The organism is uncultured Sphingomonas sp. (assembly GCF_913062585.1).
GTDB lineage: Bacteria > Pseudomonadota > Alphaproteobacteria > Sphingomonadales > Sphingomonadaceae > Sphingomonas.
On the sequence record NZ_CAJXWX010000006.1, the window covers coordinates 85,991 to 103,139 of the forward strand.

The 17,149-nt window shown below is 68.1% G+C and carries 13 protein-coding genes; 6 read left to right on the forward strand and 7 right to left on the reverse strand.

Annotated features, from left to right (window positions below; all coding sequences use genetic code 11):
* The first annotated feature begins 10 nt into the window (after positions 1-10).
* A complete protein-coding gene (locus QZ546_RS06370) occupies positions 11-2,182 on the forward strand; it encodes a TonB-dependent siderophore receptor (protein WP_294235746.1) in 2,172 nt (723 codons plus the stop codon).
* Positions 2,183-2,234: 52 nt separating this feature from the next.
* Positions 2,235-4,691, forward strand: coding sequence for a sulfite reductase flavoprotein subunit alpha (locus QZ546_RS06375; protein WP_294235747.1), 2,457 nt, complete (start codon positions 2,235-2,237; stop codon positions 4,689-4,691).
* An 18-nt stretch (positions 4,692-4,709) separates the two neighbouring features.
* Here the strand turns inward: QZ546_RS06375 and QZ546_RS06380 are convergent, their stop codons facing one another.
* Positions 4,710-5,615: a hydrogen peroxide-inducible genes activator gene (locus tag QZ546_RS06380; protein WP_294235748.1), complete on the reverse strand. Its 906-nt coding sequence runs from the start codon at positions 5,613-5,615 to the stop codon at positions 4,710-4,712.
* A gap of 183 nt (positions 5,616-5,798) precedes the next feature.
* On the opposite strand from QZ546_RS06380, the gene QZ546_RS06385 reads away from it, so the two are divergent.
* From QZ546_RS06385 to QZ546_RS06395, 3 genes are read left to right on the forward strand one after another with little or no spacing between them, the layout of a single operon-like run.
* Positions 5,799-7,484 carry an ABC transporter ATP-binding protein gene (locus QZ546_RS06385; protein WP_294235749.1) on the forward strand — a complete coding sequence of 562 codons (1,686 nt, stop codon included), beginning with the start codon at positions 5,799-5,801 and terminating at the stop codon, positions 7,482-7,484.
* Complete coding sequence (locus QZ546_RS06390; protein WP_294235750.1) at positions 7,468-8,553, forward strand: HlyD family efflux transporter periplasmic adaptor subunit; 1,086 nt, start codon at positions 7,468-7,470, stop codon at positions 8,551-8,553. The genes QZ546_RS06385 and QZ546_RS06390 overlap by 17 nt, the downstream gene beginning before the upstream one ends.
* On the forward strand, positions 8,550-10,007 hold the full coding sequence (locus QZ546_RS06395; RefSeq protein ID WP_294235751.1) for a TolC family protein: 1,458 nt from the start codon (positions 8,550-8,552) through the stop codon (positions 10,005-10,007). Before QZ546_RS06390 ends, QZ546_RS06395 begins: the two co-directional genes overlap by 4 nt.
* Positions 10,008-10,016: 9 nt before the next feature.
* Here QZ546_RS06395 and QZ546_RS06400 read toward each other — a convergent pair whose 3' ends face one another.
* Together QZ546_RS06400 and QZ546_RS06405 are read right to left on the reverse strand one after the other, a co-directional pair.
* On the reverse strand, positions 10,017-10,493 hold the full coding sequence (locus QZ546_RS06400; RefSeq protein WP_294235752.1) for an OsmC family protein: 477 nt from the start codon (positions 10,491-10,493) through the stop codon (positions 10,017-10,019).
* A 349-nt stretch (positions 10,494-10,842) separates the two neighbouring features.
* Positions 10,843-11,154 carry an ArsR/SmtB family transcription factor gene (locus QZ546_RS06405; RefSeq protein WP_367113519.1) on the reverse strand — a complete coding sequence of 104 codons (312 nt, stop codon included), beginning with the start codon at positions 11,152-11,154 and terminating at the stop codon, positions 10,843-10,845.
* A gap of 128 nt (positions 11,155-11,282) precedes the next feature.
* Here QZ546_RS06405 and QZ546_RS06410 point away from each other — a divergent pair, with 128 nt between their 5' ends.
* A complete protein-coding gene (locus QZ546_RS06410) occupies positions 11,283-12,017 on the forward strand; it encodes an SDR family oxidoreductase (RefSeq protein ID WP_294235754.1) in 735 nt (244 codons plus the stop codon).
* 89 nt (positions 12,018-12,106) lie between these two features.
* On the opposite strand, the gene rtcA is transcribed toward QZ546_RS06410, so the two are convergent.
* The 4 genes from rtcA to QZ546_RS06430 all read right to left on the reverse strand — a co-directional run bounded on the left by rtcA (position 12,107) and on the right by QZ546_RS06430 (position 17,109).
* Complete coding sequence (rtcA, locus tag QZ546_RS06415) at positions 12,107-13,120, reverse strand: RNA 3'-terminal phosphate cyclase (protein WP_294235755.1); 1,014 nt, start codon at positions 13,118-13,120, stop codon at positions 12,107-12,109.
* A complete protein-coding gene (locus QZ546_RS06420; protein ID WP_294235756.1) occupies positions 13,117-13,908 on the reverse strand; it encodes a nucleotidyltransferase domain-containing protein in 792 nt (263 codons plus the stop codon). The genes rtcA and QZ546_RS06420 overlap by 4 nt, the downstream gene beginning before the upstream one ends.
* Positions 13,909-13,960: 52 nt before the next feature.
* Positions 13,961-15,187 (reverse strand): RtcB family protein, encoded by a 1,227-nt coding sequence (locus QZ546_RS06425; protein ID WP_294235757.1) that lies wholly within the window; start codon positions 15,185-15,187, stop codon positions 13,961-13,963.
* Between the two features lie 386 nt (positions 15,188-15,573).
* A complete protein-coding gene (locus QZ546_RS06430) occupies positions 15,574-17,109 on the reverse strand; it encodes an RNA-binding protein (protein ID WP_294235758.1) in 1,536 nt (511 codons plus the stop codon).
* Between the last annotated feature and the right edge of the window lie 40 nt (positions 17,110-17,149).

The window sequence follows — 17,149 nt, forward strand, 5'->3', positions numbered from 1 at the left end:
GGGTAATGCCATGATGACCATCACCACCGGCCTGCTGACGGCGGGCCTGACGATCGCGTCCGCGATGCCTGCGGCGGCCCACGCCGCCGACGGGGTGCCGGTGAATGACGGCACCGGACAGGAGATCGTCGTGACCGGCCGTGCCTCGCCTGCGCCCCAAGCCGCCGACGACCGCTACAAGCCGACCCCCGATGCCTCGACCCTGCGATCCTCGGCCGGGCCGCTGGAGACGCCGCAGGCGGTCAACATCGTGCCGGCGCAAGTGATCCGCGATCAGCGTCCGCGCTTCCTGGACGATGCGCTGGCCAATATCAGCGGCATCACCCAGGGCAACACGCTGGCCGCGACCCAGGATACAGTGTTGAAGCGCGGCTTCGGCGGCAATCGCGACGGGTCGGTGATGCGCAACGGGATGCCGCTGGTACAGGGCCGCGCTTTCAACGCCGCGACCCAGAGCGTCGAGGTGCTGAAGGGCCCCGCCTCGCTGCTCTACGGCATCATGGATCCCGGCGGGGTCATCAACACCGTCGCAAAGAAACCGCTGCTCGACCCGCATCTGACCGTCGCGCTGACCGGATCAGCCTATGCCGCATCGCGCACCGGGCTGGAGGCGATGGCCGACCTGACCGGGCCGATCGCCGGCAATCTGGCCGGGCGGCTGGTGCTCGATCATCAGGACGAGGATTATTGGCGCAATTTCGGCGAGCGGCGCGACACGCTGATCGCGCCTTCGCTCGGCTGGTATGGCGGCACCACCCAGGCGGTGCTGTGGTATGAATATCGCCGGTTCGACACGCCCTTCGACCGGGGGACCGTGCTCGATCCCCGGACGATGACGCCGCTGGCGGTGCCGCGTCGCGAGCGGCTGGACGATCGCAACAATCGGATGTTCGGCGACAGCCACCTGGTCCAGCTGGCGCTCGACCACCGGCTGGACGACACATGGACGGCGCATCTGGCGGCGAGCTTCAACAGCGAACACTATGACGCCGGACAGCTGCGGGTGACGGCGGTGAACACCGCGCGCGGCACGCTGACCCGCCGCAACGACGCGACGGTCGGGTCGCTCAGCACCGATGCCTATGTCCAGGCCTATCTCGACGGCCAGGTCGAGGCGCTGGGGGTGCGGCACCAGATCATCCTGGGCGTGGAAGGCGAGTATCGCCGCTATTATCGCCGCGACCTGATCCGCCAGGCGACCGCCACCACCTTCAGCTATCTGCGCCCCGTTTATGGACGCGAGCCGTTTCCGACCACCGTGTCGCCGTCCGACAGCGACCAGACCGACCGGCTCCACAACTACTCGCTGTTCGGCCAGGATGCGATCCATCTCGGCGAGCGCTGGATCGTGACGGCGGGCGGACGGCTGGTCGGGTTCGACCAGCGGGCGGGGCGCGGGCGGCCCTTTACCGCCAACACCGATCTGGACGGCTGGGAGTTCGTACCCCAGGCCGGGCTGGTCTGGCGCGCGACCGACACGCTGTCGCTCTATGGCGGCTATACCCGCTCGCTGAAGCCGACCTCGACCATCGCGCCACTGGCCAGCGGCGTTACCATCACCTCGACCTTCGCGCCGGAGCGGGGACGCTCGTTCGAGGTCGGGGCCAAGCTCGACATGCCCGACCGCGTCACCGCGACGCTGGCGCTGTACGATATCGACAAGCGCAACGTACTGGTGTCGCAGTTCAATCCAGCGACCGCCCTGACCGACTATCGCACCGCTGGCCGTGCGATCTCGCGCGGGGTGGAGTTGGACGTCGCGGGCCAGGTGACGCGCACGCTCAGCTTGATCGGCAGCTATGCCTATACCCATGCGCGGACCGTCGACGATCCGGTGTTCGCGGGCAACCAGCTCGCCAATGTCGCGCCGCACACCGCCTCGCTATCGGCGGCCTATGATGTGGGTGCCATTGCGGGCGAGGACCGGCTGCGGCTGGGCGGCGGCGGGCGCTATGTCGCGCGGCGGCCTGGGGACGATGCCAACAGCTTCTGGCTCGCCTCCTATGTCGTGGCCGATGCCTTCGTCACCTATGACACGCAACTGGCCGGGCGCCGGGTGACGTTCCAGTTCAACCTGAAGAACATCTTCGACCGCACCTATTATACCTCGGCGGTCAACCAATATGGCGTCGCGATCGGCGACCCGCGCCGGGCGATCGGCACGATGAGCTTCGCTTTCTGATGCGGCCGCACCTTGCCCTCCCCTTGCGCGCACTTGCCCCGGAGCCCCATGCATGACGCGTCGGATCCTGTTCCAGATCCACTGGTTCCTCGGCATCACGGCGGGGCTCGTCCTGGCGATGATGGGCGTAACCGGCGCGCTGATGAGCTTCGAGGACGAGATCATGGCGGCGCTGAGCCCCGGCGTCGTGACCCTGACCCCTTCCCCGGCGCCCGCGCTCGCCCCCGATGCGCTGATCGCGGCAGTGTCGCGACAGCGTGGCGGCACGGCGGTATCGCAGATCGTGCTCCAGCGCGATCCGAACCTTGCCGCCGAGGCGACGCTGGCCGCACCCAAGGGCCAGCGGCGCGGCGAACATGTCTTCGTCGATCCGCGTACCGGCGTGATCCTCGGCCATCCTGCGGGAGAGACCCTCTTCCGCACCGTCATGGACCTGCATCGCTGGCTGGCGCTACCCGGCGGCCCCAACGGCATCGGTCGACAGATTACCGCCTTCGCCGCCCTGTCGCTGATCTTCTTCGCACTGTCCGGCCTCTATCTACGCTGGCCCAGACGCCCGCTCGACTGGCGCGCCTGGTTCGTCCTCGACCTGCGCAAGAGCGGCCGCAACCTGTACCGCGCGCTCCATGCGGTCGTGGGCGGCTGGGTGGTCCTGTTCTATCTGCTCAGCGCGTTGACGGGGCTCACCTGGTCCTATGACTGGTATAGGCAGGGCGCCCGCTATGTCTTGACCGGCAAGGCGGGCGCGGGCGAGAAGCGCCCCGACGGCCCCGTCGTGACCCTGCCCCTGGCCCCCGCCTGGGCCGCCTTCCAGCGAAGCGACGGCGCGCGGTACGACCGTGTCGCCATCACCCTGCCCCGCGGCGATGGACCCGTCGTGATGCGCGTCCTGCCCCAGGGCGCCCGGTTCGACCGGATGACCGACGAGCTGCGCTTCGACGCGGACAGCGGCGCGCTGGTCAAGGCGGACCGCTATGCCGCCCGTCGTATCGGCGAGGTGATCGCGGGCAATTTCTATGCGCTCCACACCGGCGCGTTCTTCGGATGGCCGGGCCGGGTCGTGATGCTGCTGACCAGCCTGGCCATGCCGCTGTTCACGGTGACCGGGCTGCTCCTCTATGTCGCGCGGCGCCGGACCAAGCGCGCGCTCGCCGCCATCGCCGCCAGCCCCATGCCGGAGACCGGCCCAGGGGGCGAAGGACTGCTGGTCGTCCACGCCTCGCAGACCGGCAATGCCGAACGCCTCGCCCGGCTGAGTGCCGCCGCCTTTCGAGGTGCCGTCGTGCGCCCCCTGGCCGGACTCGACGCCGAGACGCTGCGACAGGCCCGACGGGCGTTGTTCGTGGCGTCGACCTATGGCGAGGGTCACGCGCCGGACCGGGCGCGGCGTTTCGAGGCGCAGATGATGGCGGCGCCGATCGACCTTGCCGGTCTCGATTATGCCGTGCTGGCGCTGGGCGACCGGGAGTATCCCGATTTCTGCGCCTTCGGCCACCGGCTCGACGCTTGGCTTCATGCGAGCGGCGGGCGGCGGCTGTTCGACCGGGTCGATGTCGATGGCGACGACCACGATGCCGAGCGTCACTGGCAACAGCAACTCGCCGCGCTGGCCGGCCACGCGATCCAGCCCGACTGGACGCCCGCCGACTATGAAGCCTGGACGCTGATCGCCCGCACCCATGTCAATCCCGGCAGTCTGGGCGCCGCCATGTACCGCATCCTGCTGAAGCCGCCCCGGCCCATGGGCTGGACGCCCGGCGCGATCGCCGAGGTGATGCCGCGCCACGATCCGGCGCGGGTCGATCGGTGGCTGGCCGCTACCGGGCGGACCGCCGATGCCGCCCAGCGCGAGGCCTGGCGCGACCATGTCCTGCCGGAGGATGGCAGCCTGCCCACGCTACCGCTGGGACACCGGGACTATTCGGTCGCCTCGATCCCCACATCCGGTATCGTCGAATTGCTGGTGCGACAGGCCCCTGCCGCCGATGGCCATCCGGGCATCGGTTCGGGCTGGCTGACCGCGACCGCGCCGATCGGCGCGACGGTCAGGATGCGCGTCCGTGACAATCCGGGCTTCGCGCCGCCGCCCGATCCGGCGATCCCGCTGATCCTGATCGGCAACGGCACCGGGATCGCCGGGCTGATGGCGCATCTGCGATACCGCCACGCAGAGGACGGCGCATCCTGCTGGCTGCTCTATGGCGAGCGCTCGCGGCAGACCGACCGACCATTCGCAAACGAACTGGACGCGGCCCGAAAGGCGGGCATTCTGGTCCGGGCCGATCTGGCCTTTTCGCGCGATGCGGATTGCGGGCGCTATGTCCAGCATCTGGTCGCGGAGAATGCCGACGCGGTGACGGCCTGGATCGACCGTGGCGCCGCCATCTATGTCTGCGGCAGTCTGGCGGGCATGGCGAGCGAGGTCGACGCCGCGCTCCGCACGATCTTGGGCGACCAGCGGCTGGAGGATCTGGCGGCGGCGGGCCGCTATTGCCGCGACATCTACTGACGGCGCGCCGCGCCGCGATCAGGCCAGCAACCGACGTGCACAGCCTTGGACATGCTCGGCAATCAGGCTGAAGGCCGCGCCCATCGGGGACTGTCGGCGCCACGCGATGGCGATGGACCGATGCGCACGCCAACCCTGGACAGGCAGGATCTTCAGGCCCGCCCGGCCGCCGGCCTCGGATCGCAGATACAGGCTGGGCAGCAGCGCCAGACCCAGACCGCTCGCCACCATCTGGTGCAGGCTTTCCAGGCTGGTGCCGTAATAATCGGGCGCGATCGTCATGCCATATTGCTCGGCCACCTCGGCCGCCTGCCGCGCCAGGTGATGCCGCGGATCGAGCGTCAGCAGCGCGCTTCCCGCCAGCATCGCGCGCGTCGTCTCCGCGCCTGTGTCGATCGGGTGATCGAGCGCCGCCACCAGATGCAGCGGCTCGCGGAACAACGGCTCGATCGTCAGGTCGTCGCCCGTCATCGGCAAGGGCCCGAGCAGCACGTCGATTTCGCCCCGCGACAGCTCCAGCACCTGTTCGTCGGGTATCCCCTCCCGCACGTGCAGGCGCAACTGCGGTGCCATGCGGTGCAGTTCGGCGATGATCGGCGACAACAGATAGGGGCCGAGCGTCGGCGTGGTGCCCAGCCGCAACGTCCCCGTCAGGCTGTTGTCGGCGGCCCCGGCGGCCAGCGCGACGATATCGCTGGCATCGCGCAACATGCGCCGCGCCGTCGCCACGATGCTCCGCCCCACCGGCGTCAACACCGCCCCCGTCGTGCTCCGCTCGAACAGCTTGGCGCCCAGCCGTTCCTCCAGCGCCCGGATCTGCTGGCTCAGGGTCGGCTGCGACACATGGCCGACCCGTGCGGCGAGCGCGAAAGACCCGGTGTCCGCGATCGTCACCAGATATTCGAGCTGACGCAGCGTGGGCATGTCACCCTATAGGACGATCCTATAGCCGCGGCACCAAAAATCCGATTGGCACGAAAGATGATATGCAGTTACATGACATACACATGAATTAATCATCATGATGAGCGGGCGAGGAAGTAACAGCTGGGCTGGAACAGCGTCGCATGCCGCGATGGCTGCTGCCTGCGCACATAGGGGAATGTTTTGGCAGCGCAACGACTTGGATTTCGGGATGCGGTAGGTTGGCTCTCGCAGATCATAGGGCCGGATGCGGCCTATGTGCGGCTAGGGATCGTCTATACCATCGCGATCAGCCTGTTGGCCCTGGCCACACCCATCTCGGTTCAGTTGCTGATCAACAGCGTGGCCAATACCGCCATGCCCGCGCCGCTCTGGGCGCTGTCCGGCGTACTGCTTCTGCTCCTGCTGATGGTGGCCGCACTCAGCGCGCTTCGGGTATGGATCATGGCCGCGTTCGAGCGCCGCCTGTTCGCACGGGTGGTGGCGGAGGTCACGACCCGTGCGGTCCATGCACAGGACCCGTTTTTCGCCGATGGCAATCGCGGCGATCTGTTCAACCGCTTCTTTGACCTGGTGGTGGTCCAGAAATCCATTCCCAGCCTGGTCATCGGGGCCTTCACCATTGTCCTGCAGGCGGCGATCGGGCTGACCATCACGAGCTTTTATCATCCCGTCTTCCTGGCGTTCAACGTGGTGCTGGTGGCCGCGCTGCTGCTGGTGTGGTTGTTGTGGCGGCGGGGCGCGATCACCGGCGCCGTCGCGCTCAGCCATGCCAAGCACAATGCCGCCCGCTGGCTGGAAAGCGTCGGCGGATCGAACGGCTTCTACAAATCCTCGCGCCATCTCGACTTCGCGATGGTCCGTTCGGAGGCGGTGACGGCCGATTATGTCGGCACCCATCGCCGCTATTTCCGCTACCAGTTCGCACAGACCGTCGCCTTCCTGCTGATCTATGCCTTTGCCAGCGCGGGCCTTCTGCTGCTCGGCGGTATGTTGATCCTGCGCGGCCAATTGTCGCTGGGCCAGCTGGTGGCGGCCGAGCTGATCCTGTCGGGCGTCTTTTACGGCATTTCGCAGCTGGGCATGTATCTCGACACCTTTTACGACCTGATCGCCAGCTCGGAGGAGCTGTCGCTGCTCTTCGCCATTCCGCAGGAGCCCGATGTGCGCGGCGAGAACGGACCGCGAGACGGGTCGGTGAAGCTGACCGACGTCGTCTTCGACGATGCGCGCTACAACCTGACCCTGGTCACCGGCGAACAACTCGTCACCGTAGCCGAGCCGGGGGCAGAGCGGCGGCTGGCCATGCTGCTGAAGCGGCACGCCCTGCCCGATCGCGGCCTGATCCGGATCGGGGGTGGCGATCTGGGCGCGTTCGACATGTATCGGCTGCGCTCGGACGTCACGGTGCTGGACCGCTCGACCATCGTGGAGGTTACGATCCGCGAATATCTCCGCCTGGCCTCGGGCGAGATGGCGGAGGACGCGATGCGCGCGCTGGCGACGGTCGGCCTGGAACGGCGGCTGGCCAGCCTGCCCAAGGGACTGGACACGCTCCTCGGCTCGTCCGGCCATCCGCTGAGCGTCGGCGAGACCATGGCGCTGAAACTTGCCAACGCGCTGCTCGTCGGCCCCAAGCTGCTGCTGCTGGGCCAGCTCTACGACCTGTTGCCGCCCGAGCGGCTGGTGGCGGCGCTGAAGGCCCTGAAGACGCGGGGTACGACCGTGCTGCTGTGCACCGGCCGTCCCGAGGACGTGGTACTGGACGGCTATCTCCATCTTGGCATGACCGAGCAGCGCCGCTTCGCGCAGCTCGCCGAGCTTCGGGCCGCCATCAACCGGGAGGACGCCGATGTCGCATCCGCCTGAACATCTCGCCCATTTCCGCACCCTCGCCTCGCTGCGCCCGCCCCGCGTCGCCGCCGCCGTCGCGTGGATCGTGACGGTCGGTATCGCGGCGGCGATCTTCATCCTGTTTTTCGTGCCATGGCTGCAGACGGCGCAGGGGCGTGGCCAGGTCGTCTCGCTCGATCCGCAGGACCGGGCACAGGATGTGACCGCGCTGGTGCCGGGCCGGGTCGAGCGCTGGTATGTCCATGACGGCCAGCAAATCCGGCGCGGCGACCCGATCGCCCGGATCGTCGATCTCGACCCCAACCTCCTCTCCCGCCTCGCCGCCGAGCGTGCGCAGGTGGAGGCCGAAATCGCCTCCGTCCGCCAGTCGCAGTCGGTCGCCCAGATCGACGTCAACCGGACGCGCCAGCTCTATTCCGAAGGGCTCGCCTCGCGCCGCGATTACGAACAGGCGCAGATCAAGGTCGCGGACTCCGGCGCGAAGCTGGCGGAATCGCGGGCCAAGCTGAACCGGATCGAGGTGCAGCTCAATCGCCAGTCGGCGCAGCTGGTCCGCGCGCCCCGCGACGGCCGCATCCAGAATCTGAATGCCGCGGCGGGCGGCGCCTATGTCTCGGCCGGCACCCTCCTGGCCGTGGTCGCGCCCGAGCAGGTCGAGCGCGCGGTCGAGCTGCTGATCGACGGTCGCGACGTGCCGCTGCTGCGCCCCGGTCGGCCGGTCCGGCTGGAGTTCGAGGGGTGGCCCGCGATCCAGTTCAGCGGCTGGCCCTCGGTCGCCTACGGCTTTTTCGACGGGCGCGTCCGCACGATAGACCCCAATGCCAATGCCCAGGGGCTGTTCCGCATCCTGGTCGAGCCGATGCCCGGCAAGCCCGCCTGGCCGGAGCGCCGCTTCGTCCGGCTGGGCGGCAAGGTCCAGGGCTGGGTCCAGGGCGAGACCGTGACGGTCGGTTACGAACTCTGGCGCCAGCTGAACGACTTCCCGCTGGAGTTCGACCAGAGCGCGACGGACAAGAACGCCGAGAAGGATAGCAGCAAGGACGACGACAAGAAGATCGCGGCCAAGGCGGGTAAGCTGAAATGATCCGCTCGTTCCTGCTGGTCCCGGCGTTGATCGTGGCGCCGCTGCTCACCCCGCCTGCGGACGCACAGCGCATCCGGGCGAACCCGGTGCCCATACCGGCGCCCGCCAGTTCGGCCCCGCTCACGCTGGACGAGGTGCTGCGCGCCTCCGCCCGCGCCGCGCCGCAGATCGTCGAGGCGCTGGCCAAGATCCGGAGCGCCGAGGGCAAGGCGCTGACCGCCAGCGGCGCTTTCGACACCGTATTCGACGCGGAGGGGCGCTCGAGGACACTCGGCTATTATGACGGGACCGTCGCGTCGGCGGGCGTTACCCGGCCGCTGAGTGACAATGGCGGCTATCTCTATGGCGACTACCGGGTCAGCCGGGGCCAGTTTCCCGTTTATGAGGACAAGAATTACACCAACCGCCTAGGCGAGGTGAAGGTCGGCGCACTCTATTCGCTGCTGCGCGACCGGTTGGTGGACGAGCGGCGGACGCGCCGGACCCTAGCGTCGGGCGACATCGACATCGCCCGGTTCGAGCGGGAGGCGGTGGCGATCGGCGTTCAGCGGCGCGCGATCGACGCCTATCAGAACTGGGTCGCAGCGGGCCTGCGCCTGCGCGCCTATCGCGATCTGCTCCAGCTGTCGGAAAGCCGCCGCGGCGGCCTGGCCCGCCAGGTCGAGCTCGGCGCGCGCGCCGACATATTGCTGGCCGAGAACGACCAGAATCTCGTCCGTCGCCGCGCCCTGGTGGTGCGGGCCGAGGGCGATTTCCGGGCGGCGGCCAACGCCCTGTCGCTCTATTTCCGCGACGCGAATGGCGACCCGCTGCTGGTCGGGCCGGAGCGCCTGCCCGCCGATGCAAGCGCGCTGGCCGGGGTATCCGCCCGAGCGGGCGAGGATTTCCAGACGCGGCGTCCCGACCTGCAGATGCTGCTGGCGCGGATCGACCAGGGCGCGGCGCGGCTAGCGCTGGCGCAGAACGACCTGCGCCCCCGGCTCGACCTGCGCGGCGAGATGGCCAAGGACGTCGGTCCGGTGGGGCTCGGCGGCGCCTCGCGCACCCCGCTCGAGACCGCAATCGGCTTTCGCTTTTCCATGCCGCTGCAGAACCGGGCGGCCAAGGGCAAGATCGTCGAGGCGCAGGCCGAGATCGACGCCCTGGCCGCGCGTGGCCGCTTCCTGCGCGATCAGATCGCGGTCGAGGTGGAGGGCATCACGATCAATGTCGGCGCGACCGAACAGCTCGCGACGATCGCCGAGCAGGAACGCCAGCTGGCCGAGCGGCTCGCGGCGGCCGAGCGGCGGCGGTTCGAGCTGGGGTCGAGCGACTTCTTCCTGGTCAACCAGCGCGAGGAGACGGCAAACGACGCGCGGGTGCGCCTGATCGACGCGCAGGCCCGCATCGCAGCGGCGCGCGCCGAACTCGCCGCCGCCACCGCCGACCGCGCGGCCCTGGGCCTGGAGCCCTGACCCCTCGCCTCAGGCCTCCAGTATCTCGAACGTCGGCGCATAAGCGACGGGGAAGTTCACCGAACGGGCGATGAAGCAATAGCGGTGGACTTCGTGGTGAAGCGCCTCGGCCGTCACCACATCGGTGCCGGGGGCCACGACGACCTTCGGCCGCAGGGTAGCGCGCAGGAACTGGCCCGAACCGTCGGGATGAACCTCTCCCACGGCCAGCGGATCGTCCGTATAGCCATGGACCACGATCTTCGCATTGCTTGCGAGGTGCAGATACCAGAGCATGTGACAGGCGGACAGCGAGGCCAGCAGCAGGTCTTCGGGATTGGGCAGGCCAGGGTCACCGCCCAGGATGGGATCGTTGGAACAAGGGATGATCGGCTTGCCGGGCGTCGCGACGTTCCAGGTCCGGTCATAGCCGCGATAGGTCCGGGTGCCGTCGCCACGATTGCCGGTCCAGTCGATACGGCAGCGATATTCGTGTTCCTTGGCCATTTCGCGTCAGCTCCGTCCCGCCCCTGATGATGCGCGGGCGGCGATAGCATGGCGCTGGTGTCGCGTGAACGCTGAGGGTCACATGATGCGGGCGTTAGGGCGGATCGACATTTAACGTTCCCTCTCCCCTCGGCAGGGGAGAGGGTTAACGAAGCTTGCCAGCCTGCTGGCTAGCGCAGCTTGGGTGAGGGGTTGAGCGAGCCGCAAGGCTCGCGCGCTCGCGGAGGCGGGCGCACACCCCTCACCCAGCTCCGACTAGGCCTTTGCTATGCAAAGACCCTCTCCCCTCATAGAGGGGCGAGGGGAAGAAGTTTGGATTGCTGAATGGCGACTCCACCCCGGTCGCCGATCAGGCGAGCCGGTTGGCCAGGACCGCGTCGAGCAGACCCGGAAAGCGCCGGTCGAATTCGGCGCGGCGCAGCGTGTTGATCATCTCACGCCCCGCCTGCGTCGTCTCGATCAGCCCCGCCGCGCGCAGCAGCTTCAGGTGGTTGGACAGCGTGCTCTTCGGGATGGACTCGCACGGCGCCGCATCGGTGCAGCGCAGACGCTCGGTCGCAGCCAACCGCGCCACCATGCCCAGCCGATTGGGATCGGCCAGCGCGTGCAGCGCCAGATCGAGCGGAACGTCCTCCAGCCGGGGATGGGTAAAGCGGGCCATGAGACGAATATAGGGCACCATGGTGAATTTAATAGTTCGGTATTATTGAACTGTTGAAACGTCACCCCATCTCCCGCCTGCCGACGGCGCACGATGCCGTGATCGCGGGCCAGATTTGGAGAATGCACATGTCACTCGCACGCAAGACAGCACTCGTCACCGGCGGATCGCGCGGCATCGGTGCGGCCATCGCCAAGCGGCTGGCGGCCGATGGCGCAACCGTGGCGATCACCTATGCCGGGAACAAGGCGGCTGCGGACGCCACCGTGGCGGCGATCGAGAGCGCGGGCGGCACCGCCTTCGCCTTTCAGGCCAATGCCGCCGATCCGGCCTCGCAGCGGGCAGGCGTCGAACAGGCTGCCAGCGCCCTGGGCGGGATCGACATCCTCGTCCACAATGCCGGGGTGGCCGAGTTTTCGACCGTCGCGGAGGACAGCGACGAGACCTATGATCGCCAGTTCGCCGTCAATGTGAAGGGCCTGCATGTCGGCACGCGCGCCGCCCTGCCGCATCTTCGCGACGGTGGGCGGATCATCCTGATCGGCAGCATTTCGGGCGAGATGGCCTTCCCCGCCACCACGGTCTACAGCGCGACCAAGGCGGCGGTGGCGGCACTGGCGCGCGGCTGGGCCAAGGACCTGGCCCCGCGCGGCATCCTGGTCAATACGGTCCAGCCAGGCCCGATCGACACCGACATGAACCCGGCCGACAGCGAATTTGCGGGACAGATACTGCAAGCGATCCCCCTCGGTCGATACGGCACGGTCGAGGAGATCGCTGGCGCGGTCGCTTTCCTCGCCGGGCCGGATGCCAGCTACATCACCGGCACCACGCTCAACATCGACGGCGGTGCGACGGCGTAGGGCGGTCGCCTGGGTCGACAAGGCCATGGCGCGACGGACAACTCCACCCCGGCCTCCCGCCGGGGTGGAGCGATATAGTCGGCGGTCGCTCAGGCGATCGTCACCCGATGCGCCCCTCCCAGCTGCTGTTCGAACCGGGTCCGCCGCCCGGTGAAGCGCTCGATCACCATCGCCGCCGTGTGCGCATGTTCGCTCGGCTTGACGGTGGTGAACACGCCGCCACCCGCCAGCGCCATGGGCAACAACAGCTGGTCGGCGAGATACGGCCCGGCAAAGGCCTCGCACGCTAGATAACCGCGCATCCGCCCCACCGCGATCCTGGCGACCCGCTCCGCCGTCACGCCCAGTTGCGCGAAACCGCTCACGATCTCGGTGACATGCTCGAACCGCGCCTCCAGCAGCAGGATGTTGCCCGGCCCCTGATCGATCGGCAGTTCGCGCATGAAGCATTCGCGCTCCGACCAGTCGAACGCCTTGCGCACCAACGCGATCTCGCGTTCGGCGATCGGCATGGGCAACCCGGCGAACAAAGCGCAGGCGGACACGCCCAGCCCATCGCCCCGCGCCATGCACTCGACCGGCCGGAGCGGGCCAGGGGTGATATCCACCTCGATCCGCCCGCCGCCGCGCGGGTAGAAGCCATGCCGGACCAGCCGCGCCTCGACCTGCCCGCCCATCCGCCGGACGATCGGCAAGAAGCAGCGCTCGATGAACTCGAACGGCGGGGCCAGCATGTTGTGGGTCCCGCCCTCCAGCACCAGCCGCGACGGGCCGTCGGCGAGCAGCAAGGGCATCAGGACGGTCTGCAACACCAGCCCGGTCGATCCCGCCGTCCCGACCGAGAAGCGATAGTCGCCCGCCGTCACCCGACCGGGACGGAAGGTCAGCTCGGACGACCCGACGACCAATCCTTCACAGGTCGCGCTGCCGATCGCACACGCCGCCTCGATCGCGGTGACATGCTGACGCATCAACCCCGGCTTCGATCGCTTGGCCCGGACATTCGTGATGCGGACAGGCCCCCCGGTGACGAGCGACAGCGCGCACGCATTGCGCACGACCTGTCCCCCGCCCTCTCCTTCCGATCCGTCGATCTCGATCATGTGTTCACCAGTTCCAGAAACAGGGCCTCTGCCTTTGCCACCAGTGCAGGATCGGCACGACGTGCGGGCACCTCACCAACCCGCGCCAGCTCGTCGCGGATCATCCTATCGAGCGCGGGCACCCGCATCGCGTTGCTCCGCTCGTTGGTCAGGCGCTTGGCCTCGACCAGCCGCGCAATGTCCTCCGCGAGCGCGGCGGGCACGTCGCTGGCCGCGATCAGCGCCTGCAGGTTCATCGGCGGTCGACGCTCGGGCGCGCGGCGCAGGCAACGGATCGCCAGGGCCGGACGCAGCGCGTAGAAATATCTCTTCACCGCCACCGGCCCCTCGCCGTTTAGCCACCGATCGGCGGCATGACGGCCCAGGCTGGCATAGTGATGCGCCAGCGCCCGAGGATCGAGCACCGCGTCCGCCAGCGCCGCCAGCCGCGTGACGACCGGATGGTCGGGGCGATAGCGGATCGGGCTTTCGATCCACTCGCCGATGACCGCATTGGACTTGAGCAGCAGCGCCAGCGCCTTGCGGATGTCCCAGCCATTCAGGTCGATCTCGTCCATGATCGGCGTCTCGATCACATCGCGCCCCGGCGTGAGCGACAGATACCAGTCGCGCCGCCGGACATAGACGAAACGAATGTCGTAATCACTGTCGGGCGAGGGAAAGCCCCAGGCCCGCGAGCCGGACTCGATGGCCAGCAGGAAGCGGACATCTTGCTCCTCCTCGATCGCTCGCAAACGGGCCTCCACCTCAGCGCGGACACTCGCACCGATCGGGTCGGCGATGGTCATCGTCATCATCTTTTACTTTCGGCGTGGCTGGTGTGCGTCGCCAAGGGCTATCTCACCCTTTGACGCACACCACCTGTTTCAACGTGTGGACGATCTCCACCAGATCGGCCTGGGCGGCCATCACAGCTTCGATCGGCTTATAGGCCTTGGGCGTCTCGTCGATCACGCCCTCGTCCTTGCGGCATTCGACGCCGGCGGTGTCGGCGATATGCTCGTCGAGCGTCACCAGCTTCTTGGCCGCCGTCCGGCTCATCACCCGACCCGCGCCGTGGCTGCAGCTATCGAACGAGTCCGGGTTGCCGAGCCCACGGACGATGAACGACTTGGCGCCCATCGATCCGGGGATGATCCCCATCACGCCCTTCGCCGCCCGCACCGCGCCTTTGCGGGTCACCAGCACGTTCTCGCCGAAGTGGTTTTCGCGCGTGACGTAATTGTGGTGGCAATTGACCGCCTCCAACTCCGCCTCGAACGGCTTGGGCGTCACCTTGCGCATCGCGGCGATGACGTTGGTCATCATCATCCGCCGGTTGAGCGCCGCATAATCCTGCGCCCAGCCGACCGCCTCGACATAATCGTCGAAATGGTCGGTCCCTTCCGGGAAGTACGCCAGATCCTCGTCGGGCAGGTTCAGGTGCCATTTGCGCATGTCCTGCTTGGCCAGCTCGATGAAGAAGGTGCCGATCGCGTTGCCGACGCCGCGCGACCCGGAGTGCAGCATCACCCACACCCGCGCTTCTTCATCGAGGCACAGCTCGACAAAGTGGTTGCCGGTGCCCAGCGTCCCCAGATGCACGAGGTTGTTCGTGTTCTTGAGCCGCGGGTGCTTCTCGCAGATCCGGTCAAAGCGCTGGACGAGCGTCGCCCAGGCCGAGACGATCGCGGGCGGCGGCGAGCCCCAACTCCCATTGTCGCGCTTGCCACGCCCGACGCTGCGGCCATGCGGTACCGCCTGCTCGATCGCCGAGCGCACACCCTCCAGATGGTCGGGAAGGTCGCTCGCCATTAGCGAGGTGCGCGCCGCCATCATGCCGCAGCCGATATCAACCCCGACCGCCGCCGGAATGACCGCGCCCTTGGTCGGGATCACCGACCCCACGGTCGCGCCGATGCCGATATGGACGTCGGGCATGGCGGCGACATGCTTGAAGATGAACGGCATCTGCGCCGCCCGCGCCAATTGCGCCCGCGCGCCGTCCTCGACCGGCACGCCCCGCGTCCAGGCCTTGATCGGCACGCCGCCGGGCACCTGGGTAAATTCGAACATCGCTTCGGTCATGACGACCTCCTTGTAAGATCCGGTGCTGGCAACGAGGGTTTGCGGGACATCCGGGTCGCCCCGGTGCGGATTCGAACCGCTCGGCCTTTCGGCCTCTACCGATGTAGTCCCACAGGCATTTGCCAGCGTATTGATGGGTCACGGCGACGAGGGGATGATGAGACACGCGCCCGGTCATGAACCGGGTGGCTGGCATCCCGAATGTAGTCCCATCGGCATTCGCCGTGTGGAAATGGGCCGTGGCGACGAGAAGTGGCGAGACGTTGCGCGACCTTGAGCTACACTCCCATGGCGGGATTTGAACCCGCATCTCCCGGTTGCCCGGGCGCTCTACTCTCCGGTCTGTCCTGGAATGTAGTCCCACCGGCATTCGCCACGGCCTTCCTTCAAACTTCCGTTTCGTTGACGATCCCGACCCAGTCGCGCACCTCGCCTCGGGCGAAGCGCGCGATCGTATCGAATACCGCGTCGGAGAATCCTCCGACATTCAATATCTCCGGCCGCCCCGTCGCCTGGGTGGTTCCGTGCGGCTGGATGTCGACACAGACCAGCCGAGCGTTCGGGTTGCGACGCTTCAGCCGATCCCATTCGCGCATCGTCGCCGTCGCGCCGTGCCGGCTTTCATCGACCCAGGACTGATTGTCCGAGACGATGACGACCAGATCGACCTTCGCCCGCTCGCGGTTGAGCCGAGCGAGCGGTGCCGACACCGCCGTCCCGCCGCCGCACACCGCCGCCAGCCGCGCGGCATTGGCGGCAAGCCTGGCGTGCGGGTCCAGTGCGAGATCAACGACGTCGAACGCGAACGGCAGGACACGCGCCTGGCCATTGGTCCGCAGCACCGCCGAGGCGACCAGCGCCGCCACGTCGACGCACGCCACCTTCGTCGTCGCGCCCTTGCGATAGCCGGTGACCGGCGACCCCATCGAGCCCGAAACGTCGGGGCAGACCACGACATGGCCCGGCACCACCGGCACACTCGCCAGCGACGCCTCCAGCGCGGTTTCCAGCGCCGCCTGCACCGCGAGCGGCACGCCCTCCCCCACCGATCGCAAGGCGACCAGCAGCTGATAGGGCAGCACGCCCGGTCCCGGCACCGCCAGCCGCGCAGCCGCCGCCTCGGTCACGCCCGCCACGCCGAACGCCCCGTGGCGCGCCAGCGTGTTGAGATTGATCCGAAGCGCCTGCCAGCCCATGTCCAGCGCCAGCGCGCCCCATTGCTCCGCGTTCAGCGGAAAGGCGGTCAGCCATTGGAACGGCACCGGCGGCAGCGGCAACGTGAGATCGCGCTTCCACGCCTCGAACGCCGCGATCTCGACTGGCAGCGCAGCGAGGTCATAGGGCTTGCCGAGCAGCCAGCCATAGAAAGCGCGACGCGTCGCATCGGCGGGCCGAGGGTGGACCATGCGGACGATGTCGGCCAGGCTCGGATCCTTGCCGGTCGCCGCCGCCATCAGGTCGCGCATCGACGCCCGCTCCAGCCACTGCGTCACCAGACGCTTGGGCCGGGTGCCCAGCGACGACCGCCCGACCTGCCCGGACCGCAGGATCTGCACATAGCTGCGCAACATCCGCCCAGTGTCGATCACATGACCGAACACCTTCACCGCCAGGTCGGGCTCCGCGACCGTCAGATAAGCCGCGAGCAAGGCGGGCATGTCCTTCATCGCTCCCCCCCGGCGCGCATAGACCGCCGCCCTGGCCACAAAGTCCGGGTCGCAGTCTCGCGCAGCGGCGAGCGCCTCGGCCAGATGCTGCTCGGCACCGGCAAAGACGCTGTCGGCCAGCGTGCCGGTCGCGGCCAGTTGGGCAAGCTTCGCCTGCGGGCCATAGGCATAGGCCGCCGCCCCTTCCCGGTTCACCGCATCGGCGCGGGGCATCCATCGCACCACGACATTTGCGAACAATCCCTTGTTGGCCATCGTCCAACTCCCTTCAAAACTGGTCAGGGCGGCTGGCCGT